This is a genomic window from Novosphingobium album (ex Liu et al. 2023) (genome assembly GCF_029076845.1).
Classification (GTDB): domain Bacteria; phylum Pseudomonadota; class Alphaproteobacteria; order Sphingomonadales; family Sphingomonadaceae; genus Novosphingobium.
The window spans coordinates 163,192-177,928 of the sequence record NZ_JARESE010000015.1 but is presented as its reverse complement, the minus strand read 5'-3'; the positions used below and the strand labels follow the sequence as shown (position 1 = coordinate 177,928).

General features: G+C 69.6%; 17 protein-coding genes. 10 read left to right on the top strand and 7 right to left on the bottom strand.

The annotated features are described in order from the left end of the window. Nucleotides 1-111 precede the first annotated feature (111 nt). The 8 genes from PYV00_RS05935 to PYV00_RS05900 all read left to right on the top strand — a co-directional run bounded on the left by PYV00_RS05935 (nt 112) and on the right by PYV00_RS05900 (nt 6,473). Nucleotides 112-618, top strand: coding sequence for a hypothetical protein (locus tag PYV00_RS05935; protein ID WP_275227354.1), 507 nt, complete (start codon nt 112-114; stop codon nt 616-618). Between the two features lie 92 nt (nt 619-710). Further along, nucleotides 711-1,154 (top strand): EF-hand domain-containing protein, encoded by a 444-nt coding sequence (locus tag PYV00_RS05930; protein ID WP_275227353.1) that lies wholly within the window; start codon nt 711-713, stop codon nt 1,152-1,154. Between the two features lie 5 nt (nt 1,155-1,159). Further along, nucleotides 1,160-1,972: a sterol desaturase family protein gene (locus PYV00_RS05925; protein WP_275227352.1), complete on the top strand. Its 813-nt coding sequence runs from the start codon at nt 1,160-1,162 to the stop codon at nt 1,970-1,972. 51 nt (nt 1,973-2,023) lie between these two features. Next, nucleotides 2,024-3,187, top strand: a complete 1,164-nt coding sequence (locus tag PYV00_RS05920; RefSeq protein ID WP_275227351.1) for an aminotransferase class I/II-fold pyridoxal phosphate-dependent enzyme — start codon at nt 2,024-2,026, stop codon at nt 3,185-3,187. After that, on the top strand, nt 3,184-3,819 hold the full coding sequence (locus PYV00_RS05915; protein WP_275227350.1) for an alpha/beta fold hydrolase: 636 nt from the start codon (nt 3,184-3,186) through the stop codon (nt 3,817-3,819). Before PYV00_RS05920 ends, PYV00_RS05915 begins: the two co-directional genes overlap by 4 nt. Next, nucleotides 3,816-4,586 (top strand): methyltransferase domain-containing protein, encoded by a 771-nt coding sequence (locus PYV00_RS05910; RefSeq protein WP_275227349.1) that lies wholly within the window; start codon nt 3,816-3,818, stop codon nt 4,584-4,586. The genes PYV00_RS05915 and PYV00_RS05910 overlap by 4 nt, the downstream gene beginning before the upstream one ends. A gap of 7 nt (nt 4,587-4,593) precedes the next feature. Then, nucleotides 4,594-5,229, top strand: a complete 636-nt coding sequence (bioD, locus tag PYV00_RS05905; protein ID WP_275227348.1) for a dethiobiotin synthase — start codon at nt 4,594-4,596, stop codon at nt 5,227-5,229. Further along, nucleotides 5,226-6,473, top strand: a complete 1,248-nt coding sequence (locus PYV00_RS05900; RefSeq protein ID WP_275227347.1) for an adenosylmethionine--8-amino-7-oxononanoate transaminase — start codon at nt 5,226-5,228, stop codon at nt 6,471-6,473. Before bioD ends, PYV00_RS05900 begins: the two co-directional genes overlap by 4 nt. Nucleotides 6,474-6,509: 36 nt before the next feature. Here PYV00_RS05900 and PYV00_RS05895 read toward each other — a convergent pair whose 3' ends face one another. The 5 genes from PYV00_RS05895 to phhA are packed head-to-tail and all read right to left on the bottom strand — an operon-like array spanning nt 6,510 to nt 10,748. Next, nucleotides 6,510-7,517 (bottom strand): fumarylacetoacetate hydrolase family protein, encoded by a 1,008-nt coding sequence (locus tag PYV00_RS05895; RefSeq protein ID WP_275227346.1) that lies wholly within the window; start codon nt 7,515-7,517, stop codon nt 6,510-6,512. After that, nucleotides 7,514-8,176 carry a maleylacetoacetate isomerase gene (gene maiA / locus PYV00_RS05890; protein ID WP_275227345.1) on the bottom strand — a complete coding sequence of 221 codons (663 nt, stop codon included), beginning with the start codon at nt 8,174-8,176 and terminating at the stop codon, nt 7,514-7,516. Before maiA ends, PYV00_RS05895 begins: the two co-directional genes overlap by 4 nt. A 1-nt stretch (nt 8,177) precedes the next feature. After that, the gene (locus tag PYV00_RS05885) at nt 8,178-8,732 is read right to left on the bottom strand and encodes a VOC family protein (RefSeq protein WP_275227344.1); all 555 of its coding nucleotides are present in this window, start codon (nt 8,730-8,732) and stop codon (nt 8,178-8,180) included. Nucleotides 8,733-8,760: 28 nt separating this feature from the next. Further along, nucleotides 8,761-9,876 carry a 4-hydroxyphenylpyruvate dioxygenase gene (hppD, locus tag PYV00_RS05880; protein WP_275227343.1) on the bottom strand — a complete coding sequence of 372 codons (1,116 nt, stop codon included), beginning with the start codon at nt 9,874-9,876 and terminating at the stop codon, nt 8,761-8,763. Then, on the bottom strand, nt 9,873-10,748 hold the full coding sequence (gene phhA, locus PYV00_RS05875) for a phenylalanine 4-monooxygenase (protein ID WP_275227342.1): 876 nt from the start codon (nt 10,746-10,748) through the stop codon (nt 9,873-9,875). The genes hppD and phhA overlap by 4 nt, the downstream gene beginning before the upstream one ends. 107 nt (nt 10,749-10,855) lie before the next feature. On the opposite strand from phhA, the gene PYV00_RS05870 reads away from it, so the two are divergent. Beyond that, nucleotides 10,856-11,317, top strand: a complete 462-nt coding sequence (locus PYV00_RS05870) for an Lrp/AsnC family transcriptional regulator (RefSeq protein ID WP_275227341.1) — start codon at nt 10,856-10,858, stop codon at nt 11,315-11,317. A gap of 45 nt (nt 11,318-11,362) precedes the next feature. Here the strand turns inward: PYV00_RS05870 and PYV00_RS05865 are convergent, their stop codons facing one another. Continuing rightward, nucleotides 11,363-12,532 carry an alpha-hydroxy acid oxidase gene (locus tag PYV00_RS05865; protein ID WP_275227340.1) on the bottom strand — a complete coding sequence of 390 codons (1,170 nt, stop codon included), beginning with the start codon at nt 12,530-12,532 and terminating at the stop codon, nt 11,363-11,365. A 3-nt stretch (nt 12,533-12,535) separates the two neighbouring features. Then, the gene (locus tag PYV00_RS05860) at nt 12,536-13,846 is read right to left on the bottom strand and encodes an NtaA/DmoA family FMN-dependent monooxygenase (protein ID WP_275227339.1); all 1,311 of its coding nucleotides are present in this window, start codon (nt 13,844-13,846) and stop codon (nt 12,536-12,538) included. Nucleotides 13,847-14,036: 190 nt separating this feature from the next. Here PYV00_RS05860 and PYV00_RS05855 point away from each other — a divergent pair, with 190 nt between their 5' ends. Beyond that, a complete protein-coding gene (locus tag PYV00_RS05855) occupies nt 14,037-14,666 on the top strand; it encodes a hypothetical protein (protein ID WP_275227338.1) in 630 nt (209 codons plus the stop codon). Nucleotides 14,667-14,737 lie beyond the last annotated feature (71 nt).

Sequence of the window (14,737 nt, the reverse complement as noted above, 5' to 3'; positions counted from 1 at the left end):
TTTCCCGCGAATGCGACATCACCGCGATGCAGCTCCCCGCCAGAAGGATGCCTGTCCACCGGGCCTTCCCTGAAGCCCGACAGACCGCAGACCCATCGGGAGTAACACGAAATGCGCAAGACCCATCACACCGCGATCGCGCTGGCCGCCATGGCCATGCTGTTCGCCACCACCGCCGAAGCGCGCCGGGGCGTGGTCCACGTTCGCGGCGCCAATGGCGGCGCCACCGCCGCCGCCGGCGCGCGCGGCGCCGCGATCCGGGGCCACGGCACCGTCCAGAACGCCGACGGCTCCATCACCCACGCCAGCGGCCGGGCCTTTGCCGGCGCCAACGGCAGCCGGGGCGCGCGCGCCTCGTCCACCACGGTATCGCCCGACGGCAGCGTGACGCGCCAGGGCCGGCTGGCGGCAAGCGGCGCGAAAGGCAGTGTCGCCAGCAGCGGCAGCGTCACGCGCGATGCCGATGGCACATGGTCGGGCGGCCGCTCCACCAGCGCGACCAACAACCAGACGGGCACGAGCTATTCCGGCTCGACCACGATCGACCCGGCAACCGGCAAGCCGGTCCATTCGGGCACTTGCACCGATGCCGCCGGCAATGTGATCCCCTGCCGCTGAACACCCTCGCGGCGCGATGCGGCCCGCCCCTTCACCCCCCCCCCCCCCGCCGCATCGCGCCGCGCCTTTTCATAAGGCCAAGGATACCGATCATGATTCGCTTGCCCCACCTTGCCCTCGCTCTGGCCCTCGCTCCGACCCTCGCCGTCGCGGCGGGCACCCCCGCGCTCGCTGCGACGGCGCGGCTGGGCGGCGGCGATGCCGCCGAGCGGCTGCGCGATGCCGATACCAATGGCGACGGCGCCGTCAGCCGGCCCGAGATGCTGGCGATGCGCCAGTCGCAATGGTCGCGCTTCGATCGCAATGGCGACGGCTATTTCAGCCAGGCCGACTTGCCCGGCTTCGCGCGTGACCGCTGGAACGGCGACAAGCTTGCCCGGCTGCGCCAGGCGTTCGACCAGAACCGCGACGGGCGCATCAGCCGCGCCGAATACGTCGATGGCCCGACGCCCGCTTTCGACATGGCCGATGCCGACAACAACGGCCTTGTCACCAGGGCCGAGTTCCAGTCGCTGGCCGAGCTGGCGGGCAAGTAGCCGCGATGCAGCTGGCCGCCCGCCACCCCTGGATTCTGGGCGTGATGCTGCTCCTCGCCGCCGCCGAGTACTTGTGGCACCGGCGGCGCGGCGGCACTTACGATGCGCGCTCGGCCGCCGCGAGCCTGGGCGTGGCGGTGGGCCAGTTCGCCATCCGGCCGCTCACCGCGATCATGCTCGCCGCGATCTTCGGCTGGCTCGCCGGGCTCGCCCCGGTCAGCCTGCCGGCGGATGACTGGCGCACCTGGGCGGCGGGCTTCCTCGCGGTCGAGTTCGCCTATTACTGGTTCCACCGCGCCAGCCACCGCGTCCGCTGGCTCTGGGCGACGCACGCGGTGCACCACAGCTCCAGCCAGATCGTGCTGCCATCGGCGATCCGCCTGGGCTGGACCGAGTTCGTCTCGCTCGGCTGGATCTTCTTCGCCGCGCTGATCCTGATCGGCTTTCCGCCGCTGGTGGTGGCGGTGCTGCTGGGCCTCAACCTGATCTACCAGTTCCCGCTGCATACCGAGGCGGTGGGCCGGCTCGGCCCGCTCGAACGCGTGCTCAACACGCCCTCGCACCACCGCGCGCACCACAGCAGCGAGGCGGACTACCTCGATTGCAACTTCGGCGGCGTGCTGATCGTGTTCGACCGGCTGTTCGGCACGTTCCGCGCCGAGCCGGCGCAAGGCGGGCTGCGCTATGGCCTGGTCCACGGGCTGGAGAGCGCCAATCCGGTGCGCATCGCCTGCCACGAATGGCTGCGCCTGTTCCGCGACATGCGGGCCGCTGCGGGCATTTCGGCCAGGCTCAGGGTGGCGCTCGGCCGGCCCTGAGCCGCAACGGGGCATTGTGCCCGGCCGCCACATGCCATACCGGCACGCGCGATGAGCACGCTGGATTCCCTGCTGCACGCCGCGCTGGACCGGATCGCGCGCGCTGGCCAGCGCCGCGTGCTGCGCCCGGCCGAGGCCACGCCCGAAGGCGCCATCACGCGTGACGGGCGCGCGCTGATCGACTTTTCCAGCAACGATTACCTGGGCCTGTCGCGTCATCCCGTGCTGGCCGAGCGTGCGCGCGAATGGACCGCGCGCATGGGCACCGGCGCGGGCGCATCGCGGCTGGTGACGGGCACGCGCGAGGCGCATCTGGCGCTCGAAGCGCGCGTCGCGGCGTTCAAGGGCACCGAGGCGGCGCTGATCTTCGCCAGCGGCTGGCAGGCCAACGCGGCGGCGATCCCCGCCCTGCTCGCCGCCGCGCCGGGCACCGCCGTCTTCGCCGACCGGCTGGTCCATGCCTCGATGCACGGCGGGATCGCGGCGGCCGGCGCGCGCCAGCACCGCTTCCGGCACAACGACCTCGATCATCTCGAAACGCTGCTGGCCGAAAAGGGCGCGGCGGCGCCCGCGCGCCTGATCCTGACCGAAAGCGTGTTCAGCATGGACGGCGACGTGCCCGACCTGGCCCGCCTGGCCGCGATCGCGCGCCGCCATGACGCGGCGCTCTATGTGGACGAGGCCCATGCCACCGGCGTGCTCGGCCCCGGCGGCGCGGGGCTTTCGGCCGGCGTTCCGGGGCAGGTCGATGTGATCATGGGCACGTTCAGCAAGGCGCTGGGCGGATTTGGCGCCTATGTCGCCGGCTCGCGCGCGCTGATCGACTACCTGGTCAACGCGGCCAGCGGCTTCGTCTTTTCCACCGCGCCGCCTCCGGCCGTGCTCGGCGCGATCGACGCCGCGCTCGATCTGGTGCCCGGCATGGACGCCGAGCGCGCGCATCTGGCCGCGCTGGGCGACCGGCTGCGCGGCGGCCTTGCCCGGCTCGGGCTGGACCACGGCGCCTCGGCGACGCAGATCGTCCCCGCCATGATCGGCGCCGAGGATGCGGCGATGGCGCTGAGCGCGCGGCTGGAACAGGCCGGTATGCTCGCCTCGGCGATCCGCCCGCCCACCGTGCCGCCCGGCACCAGCCGCCTGCGCCTCGCGCTCAAGGCGACGCAGGGCGAGGCGCAGGTCGACGCGCTGCTCGCCGCCATCGCGGCGTGCCGGTGAAGCTGCTCTACCGGCACGGCTGGGGCTTTGACGCCGGGTTCTGGGCGCCGCTGGCCGCGCTGCTGCCCGAATGGCCGGCGCTGATCGACGACCGGGGCTATTTCGGCAAGCCTGCCGCGCCCGCTGTCGATGGCCCTTGCCTGGCGGTGACGCACAGCTTCGGGACGATGCGCCTGCTGCGCGATCCGCCGCCGGGCCTGCGCGCGCTCGTCGCGATCAACGGGTTCGACCGCTTCACCGCGCGCGAGGGCCGGCCGGGCCTGCCCGCGCGCGTGGTCGATCGCATGATCGCGCGCTTTGCCAGTGATCCGGCGGCGGTGCTGGCGGAGTTCCGCGAACGCTGCGGCTGTAGCGAGCCGGCCGGCCGGTTCGACGCGGCCTTGCTCCACCGTGACTTGCTGGCGCTGCGCGACGAGGACGCGTGCGATGCCGCCGGGCGGCTGGGCGTGCCGATCCTCTCGCTGCAAGCCGCGCGGGACGCGATCCTGCCCGAAGCGCCGCGGCAGGCGGTGTTCGCCACGGCGCCCGCGCTGACCCGGCTGACGCATCCCGGCGCCGGCCACCTGTTGCCCTGGCAAGACCCGCGCTGGTGCGCGGATGCGATCCGCGACCTGATCGGGCGCCTGGCATGAGCAGCGCAAGCCGCGATGCCGTGCGCCGCGCCTTCGCCCTGGCCGAACGCTATGACAGCCACGCCCGCGTGCAGCGCGCGGTCGCCGAGGCGCTGGCCGATCGCATCGCCGCGCTGCCGTTGCCGGCCTGCCCGCGCGTGCTGGAGATCGGCTGCGGCACCGGGTTCCTGACGCAAGCGCTGCGCGATCGCGGCATCGGCGGCGAATGGTGGATCACCGATATCGCGCCCGAGATGGTCGAACGCTGCCGCGCGCGCATCGGCGAGGCGCCGGGCCGGCACTTCGCGGTGCTCGATGGCGAACACGGCACGCCGCCGCAGGGCCCGTTCGACCTGATCTGCTCCAGCCTGGCGATGCAATGGTTCGACGATCAGGGCGCGGCGATCACGCGGATGCTGGATTGGCTCGCGCCCGGCGGGCATTGCCTGTTCACCACGCTGGGCCAGGGCAGCTTCGCCGAATGGCGTGCCGCCCACGCCGCCGAGGGGCTGGAAGCGGGCACGCCCGGCTTCATGCCCGTCGCGCGCTTCGCCGCGCTGCTGCCCGCGCGGCAGGCCGTGCCGCCCGAAGTCACCGCGCGGATCGAGCATCACGCCGGCGCCGCCGCCTTCCTCCACGCGCTCAAGGCCATCGGCGCCCGAACCCCGGCGCGCCGGCACCGCCCGCTCGCGCCCGCCGCCTTGCGCAAGGTGATGCGCCGGTTCGAGGCGGGCGGCGCCAGCGTGACGTATGAAGTGGTGACCTGCCACTACACCCGCGCTACCTGATGGCGGCATGAGCATTGCGCGCCTGATCGTCACCGGCACCGATACCGGCATCGGCAAGACCGTGTTCGCCGCCGCGCTGACCGGCGCGCTGGGCGCGCATTACTGGAAGCCGGTGCAGGCAGGGCTGGACGAGGACGGCAGCGACAGCGAGCGCGTGGCCCGGCTGAGCGGCCTTGGCGCGGACAAGGTGCTGCCCGAGGCGCATCGCCTTGCCACCCCCTGCTCGCCCCACCGCGCCGCCGAGATCGACGGCGTGAGGATCGTCCCCGATGCCATCGCCGTTCCCGGCGTGGAGGGCCCGCTGGTGATCGAGGGCGCCGGCGGCGTGCTGGTGCCGCTGACTCGCGAGGTGACTTATGCCGATCTCTTCGCGCGCTGGCGCCTGCCGGCGGTGCTGGTGGCGCGCACCGCGCTGGGCACGATCAACCACGCCCTGCTGAGCTTCGAGGCGCTGCGCGCGCGCGGCGTGCCGATCCTGGGCGTGGCTTTCGTGGGCGAGGCGAACGAGGACAGCGAGGCGACCATCGCGGCGATGGGCCGGGTCCGCCGCCTGGGCCGGCTGCCACCGCTCGATCCGCTGACACCCGAGACGCTGCGCGCCGCCTTCGCCGCCGCGTTCCGCCTGGAGGACTTCGCGCCATGAGCTCACCGATCTGGCACCCATTCACCCAGCACGGGCTGGGCGAACCGATCCCGCTGGTCGCGCGGGCCGAGGGCGCCTTGCTCCACACCGCCGACGGGCGCGCGGTGATCGACGCGATCTCATCGTGGTGGGTGACGACGCACGGCCACTGCCACCCGCGCATCATGGCCGCGATCGCCGAACAGGCCCAGCGGCTGGACCAGCTGATCTTCGCCGGCTGGACGCACGAGCCGGCCGAAGCGCTGGCGCGCGGGCTGCGCGCGCTGATGCCCGAGGCGCTGACGCGGGTGTTCTTCTCCGATTCGGGCTCGACCAGCGTCGAGGTCGCGCTGAAGATGGCGCTGGGCTATTGGGCGGCGCGCGGCGAGGCGCGGCACCGCATCGTGGTGATGGCGCATTCCTATCACGGCGACACGATCGGGGCGATGTCGGTGGGCGCGCGCGGCGTGTTCAACCAGACTTATGAGCCCCTGCTGTTCGATGTCGCGCGCATCCCCTTCCCGTTCAAGGAAGGCGAGCAGGAGACGCTCGACGCGCTGGAAGTCTTCTGTGCGGAGCCCGATACCGCCGCGCTGATCGTCGAGCCGCTGGTGCTGGGCGCGGGCGGGATGCTGGTCTATCCGCCGCGCGTGCTGGCCGAGATGCGCGCGATCTGCGCGCGCAACGGCGTGCTTTTCATCGCCGACGAAGTGATGACCGGGTGGGGCCGCACCGGCACGCTGCTGGCCTGCGAGCAGGCGGGGGTGGTGCCCGATATCCTGTGCCTGTCGAAAGGGCTGACCGGCGGCGCGCTGCCGCTGGCCGTCACCATGGCGAGCGAGCCGGTATTCCAGGCGCACTGGTCGCAGGACCGGGCGCGGATGTTCTTCCATTCCTCCAGCTACACCGCCAACCCGATCGCCTGCGCGGCGGCCAACGCCAATCTGGCGATCTGGCGCGAAGAGCCGGTGCTGGAACGCATCGCGACGCTGGCCGGGCGGCAACGCGCCTGCCTCGACAAGCTGGGCCGCTATGCCCATTTCGACCATCCGCGCCAGATCGGCACGATCGTCGCGCTCGATCTCCATGGCGATGGCGGCTACCTCGATACGCTCGCCCCGCGCCTCATGGCTTTCTTCGCCGAACGCGGCGTGCTGCTGCGTCCCTTGGGCAACACGGTCTACGTCATGCCGCCCTATTGCGTGACCGAAGCCCAGCTTGACGAGGTCTATGCCGCGATCGGAGAGGCGGTGATCACGTTCTGAAGCGCGCTTCCCGAACCCGGCTTCGGCGCGGCCGGATCAGGCCTGCTCCACCACTTGCTCGATCCGTCCGAAGATCGAATGGCCGTGCGCGTCGCGCATCTCAATCGAGACGGTGTCGCCCGCGCGCATGAACGGGGTTGCCGGCGCGCCGTCGCGGATCGTCTCGATCGTGCGCAGTTCGGCGATGCAGCTATAGCCCCGCCCGCCTTCGCCGACCGGCCGGCCGGGGCCGCCATCCGCGTCGCGGTTCGATACCGTGCCCGAACCGATCACCGTGCCGGCCGACAGCGGCCGCGTCTTGGCGGCATGGGCGACCAGATCGGCCAGGCTGAACGTCGCGTCCACGCCCGCCTCGGCCCGGCCGAACGGCTGGCCGTTGTAGTCGATCAGCAGCGGGCGATGCACGCGCCCGTCCGCCCATGCCCCTTCCAGCTCGTCGGGCGTGACCGCGACGGGCGAAAAGGCCGAAGGCGGCTTCGACTGGAAGAAGCCGAAGCCCTTGGCCAGCTCGGCCGGGACCAGGTTGCGCAACGACACGTCGTTGCACAGCATCACCAGCTTGATGTGGCCCAGCGCCTCGGCCGCGCCGACGCCCATCGGCACATCGTCGGTGATCACCGCGATCTCGCCTTCCATGTCGCAGCCCCAGACTTCGTCGCGCAGCGGGATCGGGTCGCGCGGGCCGAGGAACGCGTCGGAGCCGCCCTGGTACATCAGCGGATCTTCGTGGAAGCTGGCCGGCAGTTCGGCCCCGCGCGCTTTGCGCACCAGCGCGACATGGTTGATGTAGGCGCTGCCATCGGCCCACTGATAGGCGCGCGGCAGCGGCGAGGCGGCATCGTGCTCGTGGAAGCGGATGCAGGGCACCGCCTCGTGCTCGACATCGCGGTAAAGCGCTTCCAGCCGGGGCGCGACATTCTCCCAGTCGTCGAGCGCGGCCTGCAGGGTCGGCGCGATGTTGTCGGCCGCGCAATAGCGCGTGATGTCGCGCGAGACGACGACAAGGCGGCCGTCACGGCCGGATTTGAGGCTGGCCAGTTTCATGCGGGGGCTCCTTGGGTCGGGCTGTCGGGCTGGTTGTCGGGATGGGCGGCGATGAAGGCGGGATGGGCGAGGCACGCCGCCTCGATCCGGCCCAGGCACGGCATGGCCGACATATCGAAGGCGAAACGCCGCGCGTTGTAGAGCTGGGGCACCAGCACCGCTTCGAACAGGCCGGGCGCGCCGAACGGGAAATCGCCCGCATCGCGCCCCGCCACGCGCGCCGCGACTTTGGCCTCGACCGGGCCGAGCGTGCGGGCGAGCCAGTGGCGATACCAGGTGTCGATCTCGGCCTGCGAATGGCCCAGCTCGCGTTTCAGGTATTGCAGTACCGGCAGGTTCAGCGGCGCGTGCAGTTCGGTGGCGATGGCATAGGCCAGCTCGCGCACGGCGAAGCGATCCTCGATATCGGCGGGCAGCAGCGGGCGATCGGGATAGCGATCGTCCAGCCATTCCATGATCGCCAGCGATTGCGCGTGGACCTGGCCATCCGTTTCCAGCGCGGGCACGCCGCCGAAGGGATTGAGCGCGCGATAGGCATCGCCGCGCTGCTCGGCCACTTTCAGGTCCACCGGCACGATCGCGTAGTCGAGGCCCTTGAGATTGAGCGCGATGCGCACGCGATAGCTGGTCGAGCTGCGGTAATAGGCATGAAGGCGCATGTCAGCTTTCCCTTGCGATCGTTTCGTGCAGCCAGGCCGCGTGGCGCGGCGCCCGGCGCGTGCGGGCCCATTCCTCCAGCATGTCGTCGGCCACTTCCTTCAGCATCCGCATCTGGTCCGCCGTGCCGAAATCCCAGGCCAGTTCCAGCCGGTGGCCATTGGGATCGAAGAAATAGATCGACTTGAACACGCCGTGATGCGTCGGTCCCACCACATCCAGCCCGCGCGCCTCGGCCCGCGCCTTGGCGGCGAGCAGGCTGGCCTCGTCCGCCACCTTGAAGGCGATGTGCTGCACCCAGGCCGGCGTCGCCGCGTCGCGCCCCATCGCCGGCGCATTGGGCAGTTCGAAGAAGGCGAGCACGTTGCCGCCCCCGGCATCGAGGAACACATGCATGTAAGGATCGGGCTCCCCGGTGGAAGGCACGCGATCCTCGGCGATGGCGAGCTTGAAGTCCATGCCCAGCACGTCGCGATAGAAATCGACCGTCTCCTTCGCGTCCTTGCAGCGATAGGCGACGTGGTGAATGCCCGAAAGGGCGGGGGCTGCCGGTTCCATTGTCATCCTCTTGGCGGGTATCCTGCCTTCAGCCTGCCGGCGCGTCCACCCGCAACACGCCGCGCCGCACCTGATCGCGTTCCATGCTTTCGAACAGCGCCTTGAAATTGCCCTCGCCAAAGCCTTCGTCGCCCTTGCGCTGGATGAATTCGAAGAACACCGGGCCGATCGTCGCTTCGGCGAAGATCTGCAGCAGCAGCCGCTGCGTGCCGCCTTGGGTGCTGCCGTCGAGCAGGATGCCGCGCGCCTGCAGATCGCCCACCGGCTGGCCGTGGCCGGGCAGGCGCTCGTCCAGCATCTCGTAATAGGTTGCCGGCGGCGCGGTCATGAACGGCACGCCCGAGCGCTTGAGGCTGTCCCATGTCGCCAGGAGATCATCGCAGATCAGCGCGATGTGCTGGATGCCCTCGCCATTGAACTGGCGCAGGAATTCCTCGATCTGGCCCCCCTTCTTCATATTGGCGCCGCCTTCGCCCTCTTCGTTGAGCGGAATGCGGATCTTGCCGTCGGGCGCGGTCAGCGCTTTCGAGGTCAGGCCGGTATATTCGCCCTTGATGTCGAAATAGCGGATCTCGCGGAAGTTGAAGAGCTTCTCGTAATAATCGGCCCAATAGGCCATGCGCCCGCCATAGACGTTGTGCGTCAGGTGATCGATCAGCTTCAGCCCCGCGCCCGCCGGATGGCGATCGACGCCGGGCAGGTATGCGAAGTCGATATCGTAGATCGACAAAGCCCTGTCGCCGTCACGCTCGTAGCGGTCGATCAGGTAGATGATCGAATTGCCGATGCCGCGAATGCCGGGCAGGCGCAGTTCCATCGGCCCGGTCTCGACCGAGACCGGCTCGGCCGAACGCGCCAGCAGCTCGGCATAGGCGCGATGCGCGTCGTGCACGCGAAAGCCCATGCCGCAGGCGCTGGGGCCATGCTCGCGGCTGAAGAACCAGGCCGGCGAACGCGGCTCGTAATTGGTGATGAAGTTGATCCCGCCCTGCCGCCACAGCTCGACATCCTTCGAACGGTGGCGCGCGATCCGGGCAAAGCCCATCGCCGCGAACACCGGCTCCAGCACGCCCTTTTCGGGCGCGGAGAATTCGACGAACTCGAATCCGTCAAGGCCGATCGGGTTTTCGAACAGGTCGGTCATGCAATGGGGTCTCCGGTGGTGGCGCGAGGGGTGTAAGGGGTTTCGCCCGGCTGCAGCGCGCCGGCGGCAAGCGCCGGCCGATCGCGCCAGGCTTCGTAGATCGGCCCGAAATCGAGCCCGCCCAGCCCGTCGATCAGCTGGTCGAGGCTTGCGAGCACGAAGTAGTTCTTCTGGAAGCTGTCGATGCTGTAGGCGGTGCGCATGATCCGCACCGGATCGAACGGCAGGCGCAGGACATCCGCGTCGGTCACGCTGTAGACCGTTTCGCCGGCCGAGGAGACGATCCCGGCGCCGAACACCTTCAGCCCGCCCCCCTGATCGAGCAGGCCGAACTCGATCGTGTACCAGTAGATCCGCGCCAGCATGTCGAGCGCGCCCATCGCCATCGCCCGCTCGCCCGCCCGGCCGTAAAGCTCCAGGAAATCGGCGATCGCCGGGTTCAGCAGCATCGGCACGTGGCCGAAGAAATCGTGGAACACGTCGGGCTCGACCAGATAGGCGAACTCGTGCTCCTCGCGCAGCCAGCGCGTCACCGGAAAGCGGCGGTGCGCCAGATGATCGAAGAACACCGCATCGGGGATATAGCCCGGCACCGCGACCAGGCGCCAGCCGGTCGCCGGGCCCAGCACGGCATTGGCATCCTCGAACCGGGGAATCGCATCGGCGCAATCGAGCCGTCGCAGCCCCTCGATGAACTGCGGCGCGGCATGGCGCCGGGCCAGCCGGCTCTGCGCGGCGTAAAGCCGGCGCCAGCGATCGTGCATTTCGGGGGCATAGGCAGGCCAGTCCTGCGCGACGGTGAAGTCGGCGGCGGCGCCTTCGTACTCTCCCCGAAGGCCGCTGGTGCTGGTTTCGGTGCGCGGCGTCTTCATGCCATGGGATATACCACGGCGGCCACTTCAGTTCCGTGCGTTTCGTGCCGGCGCAATCGGTGCTATTGGCGGATTCCACCACGGATAAGCCAAAGGACGCGCGTTTCATGCCGCTTGACGAATTCGATCGCGGAATCATCTCGTCGTTGCAGGAAGACGCGCGGATGCCGGTGGCCGCCATCGCCGATCGCGTGGCGCTTTCGCCCACCCCGGTCAGCCGGCGGATCAAGCGGCTGGAGGACGACGGGATCATCCGCGGCTATGCGCCCGTGCTCGATCCCCGCAAGCTGGGCTTCGAGCTGGACGCCTATGTGCTGATCAACCTGGCCGCGCACAGCGACGACAATATCGAACGCTTCGAAAGCGCGATCCAGGCCAACCCTTATGTGATCGCCTGCCATGCCGTGACCGGCGACATGGACTATCTGGTCCACGTGATCGCCCGCGACGTGGAGCACCTGAGCGAGATCACGCTGAAATCGCTGGTGCGCATCCCCGGCGTGCGCGATGTGAAATCGATCATCGTGCTGGAAACGATCAAGGAAAAGCGCGCATTGCCGCTGGACTGAAGGGTGTTCGGGGATGCGCCTGCCTGCGCGCTTCCAGACCGGCCCTCAGATCCCCGGCACGGTCCCCGCGCGCAGATAGCTGCGGTCCAGCTCGTCCAGCCGGGTCACGCCCAGCATGGCCATGGCCACGTCGATCTCGTTGGCCAGCAGCGCCAGCGCATGCGCGGCGCCCGCCTGTCCGCCGGCCGCGCAGCCATACAGCGTGGCGCGGCCGATCAGCACGGCTTTCGCGCCCACCGCCAGCGCCTTGATCACGTCCGCGCCGCGCCGCACGCCGCTGTCGAACAGCACGGTCATGTCCTTGCCCACGGCATCGACCACGCCGGCCAGCATGGCGATCGCCGGCGGCGCGGAATCGAAGTTGCGCCCGCCGTGATTGGATACGGCGATGCCATCCACCCCGTGGTCGAGCGCTATGCGCGCGTCCTCTGGCGAGAGCACGCCCTTGAGCACCAGCTTGCCCGGCCAGCGGCGGCGCAGCTCGGCCACGTCCGCCCAGCAGACCGAGGCCGAATTGGCCACCCGGCTGACCGTGCCGGTCAGCTTGCCGCCCACTTCGGGCGGGTAATTGGCGAACTGCGGCAGCCCGCCTTCCAGGTAATAGCGGCAGATCACCGAAAGCAGCCACGCCGGCCGCCGCAGGAAATCGCCCACCAGCACCGCGTTGGGCCGGATCGGGTTGGCCATGCCGGCGCGCTTGTTGAATTCGCGCAGCGGCCACATCGGCGTATCAACCGTCAGCACGATCACCTCGGCCCCGTTGTCGCGCGCGGCATCCACCACTTGCCACGAAAGGTCGCGCCGTTCCCACAGGTACATCTGCATCCAGTGCCCGCTGGTGGCGACCCGGGCGATATCGGCGAAGCTGGTGGTGGAACTGGTGGTCTGGGTAAAGGGAATGCCCGCCCCGGCCGCGGCGGCGGCGATCGCCCGCTCGCCGCGATAGGACAGCAGATCGGAAACCCCGGTGGGCGCGATCACCAGCGGCAGCGGCTGCCTGCGCCCGAACAGCTCGACCTCGCCCGACCGGCGCGACACGTCGCGCAAGGTGCGCGGCACGAGCTGCGCCGCCTGCAACGCGGCCACGTTGCGGTGGATCAGCAGGTCATCCTCGGTCCCGCGCTCGATGAACTCGAAGATGGCGCGCGGCAGGCGGCGGCGCGCCAGCTCGCGCATCTGGGCGATATTGTGCGCGCGTCGGGCGATCGTTGCCAAGGTTCAGGCCAGCTCCAGGTTTTCCGCGAAAGTCCTGCCTTCGTACTCGGTGCGGAACACGCCGCGCTTTTGCAGGATCGGCACGACTTCGTCGACGAAGGCCTCGATCGAGCTGGGCATGACGTTGGGCGTCATGTTGTAGCCATGGCAGCCGGTCTCGCGCCAGATCGATTCGAGCTGGTCGGCCACCTGCTCGGGCGTGCCGACCAGTTGCGGCATCCCGACCGCGAGGCCCCACTTGATCGCCACTTCGCGCAAGGTGAACGGCCGGTCGCCCAGCACCGAGGTGAAAGCCTTCATCAGCCCCTGCGAGGCATTGGTCGCCTGCTCCTGCATCGGCTTGTCGAGATCGATGCCGGCGAAATCCACGCCCATCGTGCCCGAAAGCCGCGCCAGGCAGCCATCCAGCGGCAGGCGATCGACCAGATCGTCCAGGTTCCGGCGCGCTTCTTCCTCGGTCCCGCCCAGGATCGGCTGCACGCCGAACAGCACGCCCGGCGCCTTGCGGCCCAGCGACGCGGCGGCATCCTGAAGCTGGCCCATGTAGCGCTTCATCCCCGGCAGGTTCGGCTGGATCGAGAAGACCACGTCGCCATGCTCGATCCCGAATCGCAGCCCGCGCCCGGACGTGCCCGCCTGGAACAGCACCGGCCGCCTCTGCGCCGAGGGCAGCACCGGGCCGACCGTCTCGCAATTGAAGAACTCGCCGTGGTAATCGACGAAGGCCACCTTGTCGGGATCGGCGAACACGCCGCTTTCCCGGTCGGCGATGATCGCGCCCTCGCCGATCGAGCCCCACAGGCGATAGCAGATCTCCATGAACTCGTCGGCCGCGTCATAGCGGCGATCGTGCTCCATCACCTCGCTATAGCCCAGCGCGCGGTGCTCGCCGCGCAAGTGGCCGGTCACGATGTTCCAGCCGACCCGCCCGCCCGACAGATAGTCGATGGTCGAAAGCTGGCGCACGATCGACCACGGCTTGTATGCGGTGGTCGACATCGTCGCGGCCAGGCCCAGGTTCTCGGTCGAGGCGGCAAGCGCCGACAGCAGCACCACCGGATCGTGCGAGGGCCAGCACACGCCATACTTCACCGCGTCCTCGTGGCTGTCGCGATAGCGGTCGAACACGCCGGGGGTATCGGCGAAGAACAGCCCGTCGAACTTGCCGCGCTCCAGCGTGCGCGCCAGATCCTGCCATTTCCTGAGGTCGCCCAGCGCATCCAGGCGATTGTCGCCCGGCGCCGCCCAGCTCAGCACGGTGTGGTTGATCGGCGAATGGATCTGGAAGCTGACGAGATGGATCTGCTTGCTCATGGCGTGCCTTCGGCCTTTTTTCAGGTTTCCTCTGGCTTTCGCCTTTGTCCTTTTGCCGGCGAGCCGACAAGCCCCATTCTGTAAAAATGTATCCAATCCAGTGGACGACGTGCACCAGGGCACCCGGCGCTGTCCTACAACCCCCGACCTGAGGCATATTCGCGCGGCTCCATCCTCGAAAGGCCCGCCGATGATCGACAAGAAGCCCCGCAAGCGCAAACGCGGCACCCTGCCCGCGTTCACCCCCGTGCCCCGCCGCTGCCAGCGCCACGATGGCTGGACGCCCGATCGCCAGCGCCGCTTCATCGAGGCGCTGGCGGACCTGGGCAGCGTCGATGCCGCCGCGCGCGCGGTGAACATGTCCCCCGAAGGCGCCTATCTCCTGCGCCGCCATCCCGAAGCAGGCGAGTTCCGCAAGGCGTGGGAAGCCGCGCTGGCGCTGGGCGTGCAGCGGCTGGAAGACATCGCCATGGACCGCGCGCTCAACGGCGTGGACGTGCCGATCTACCACTTCGGCGCCGTGGTCGGCACGCGCCGCGTCTACAACGACCGGCTGCTGATGTTCATGCTGCGCAACCGCGCGCCCAAGCGCTTCGCCGCCGACAGCCTCGCCAACCTCAACGCGGTGGAACGCGGCAACCTCGAACGGCTCAAGGCCCAATGGCGCAAGGAATGGGAAGCCGAACGCGCCGCCGAAGACAAGGTCCGCGCCGAACAGGCGCTGGAAACGCTGGACGCCAAGCTCGACCTGATCGTCCAGCGCCGCCGCGAGGCCGAGCAACGCCAGATCGGCTGGGACGGCGAGGGAGGGGAGGAATAGGCGGCGCGTCACGCGGCCCGCCATCGTTCCACACTCACGCGGCCCTGACAAACGCGACGACGCAAAATACC

Excerpts from the sequence above, each read along its gene's own strand:
- PYV00_RS05935 (WP_275227354.1), top strand. The coding sequence starts at position 112 with ATGCGCAAGACCCATCACACCGCGATCGCGCTGGCCGCCATGGCCATG.
- PYV00_RS05930 (WP_275227353.1), top strand. The coding sequence starts at position 711 with ATGATTCGCTTGCCCCACCTTGCCCTCGCTCTGGCCCTCGCTCCGACC.
- PYV00_RS05925 (WP_275227352.1), top strand. The coding sequence starts at position 1,160 with ATGCAGCTGGCCGCCCGCCACCCCTGGATTCTGGGCGTGATGCTGCTC.
- PYV00_RS05920 (WP_275227351.1), top strand. The coding sequence starts at position 2,024 with ATGAGCACGCTGGATTCCCTGCTGCACGCCGCGCTGGACCGGATCGCG.
- PYV00_RS05910 (WP_275227349.1), top strand. The coding sequence starts at position 3,816 with ATGAGCAGCGCAAGCCGCGATGCCGTGCGCCGCGCCTTCGCCCTGGCC.
- bioD (WP_275227348.1), top strand. The coding sequence starts at position 4,594 with ATGAGCATTGCGCGCCTGATCGTCACCGGCACCGATACCGGCATCGGC.
- PYV00_RS05900 (WP_275227347.1), top strand. The coding sequence starts at position 5,226 with ATGAGCTCACCGATCTGGCACCCATTCACCCAGCACGGGCTGGGCGAA.
- PYV00_RS05895 (WP_275227346.1), bottom strand. The coding sequence starts at position 7,517 with ATGAAACTGGCCAGCCTCAAATCCGGCCGTGACGGCCGCCTTGTCGTC.
- maiA (WP_275227345.1), bottom strand. The coding sequence starts at position 8,176 with ATGCGCCTTCATGCCTATTACCGCAGCTCGACCAGCTATCGCGTGCGC.
- PYV00_RS05885 (WP_275227344.1), bottom strand. The coding sequence starts at position 8,732 with ATGGAACCGGCAGCCCCCGCCCTTTCGGGCATTCACCACGTCGCCTAT.
- hppD (WP_275227343.1), bottom strand. The coding sequence starts at position 9,876 with ATGACCGACCTGTTCGAAAACCCGATCGGCCTTGACGGATTCGAGTTC.
- phhA (WP_275227342.1), bottom strand. The coding sequence starts at position 10,748 with ATGAAGACGCCGCGCACCGAAACCAGCACCAGCGGCCTTCGGGGAGAG.
- PYV00_RS05870 (WP_275227341.1), top strand. The coding sequence starts at position 10,856 with ATGCCGCTTGACGAATTCGATCGCGGAATCATCTCGTCGTTGCAGGAA.
- PYV00_RS05860 (WP_275227339.1), bottom strand. The coding sequence starts at position 13,846 with ATGAGCAAGCAGATCCATCTCGTCAGCTTCCAGATCCATTCGCCGATC.
- PYV00_RS05855 (WP_275227338.1), top strand. The coding sequence starts at position 14,037 with ATGATCGACAAGAAGCCCCGCAAGCGCAAACGCGGCACCCTGCCCGCG.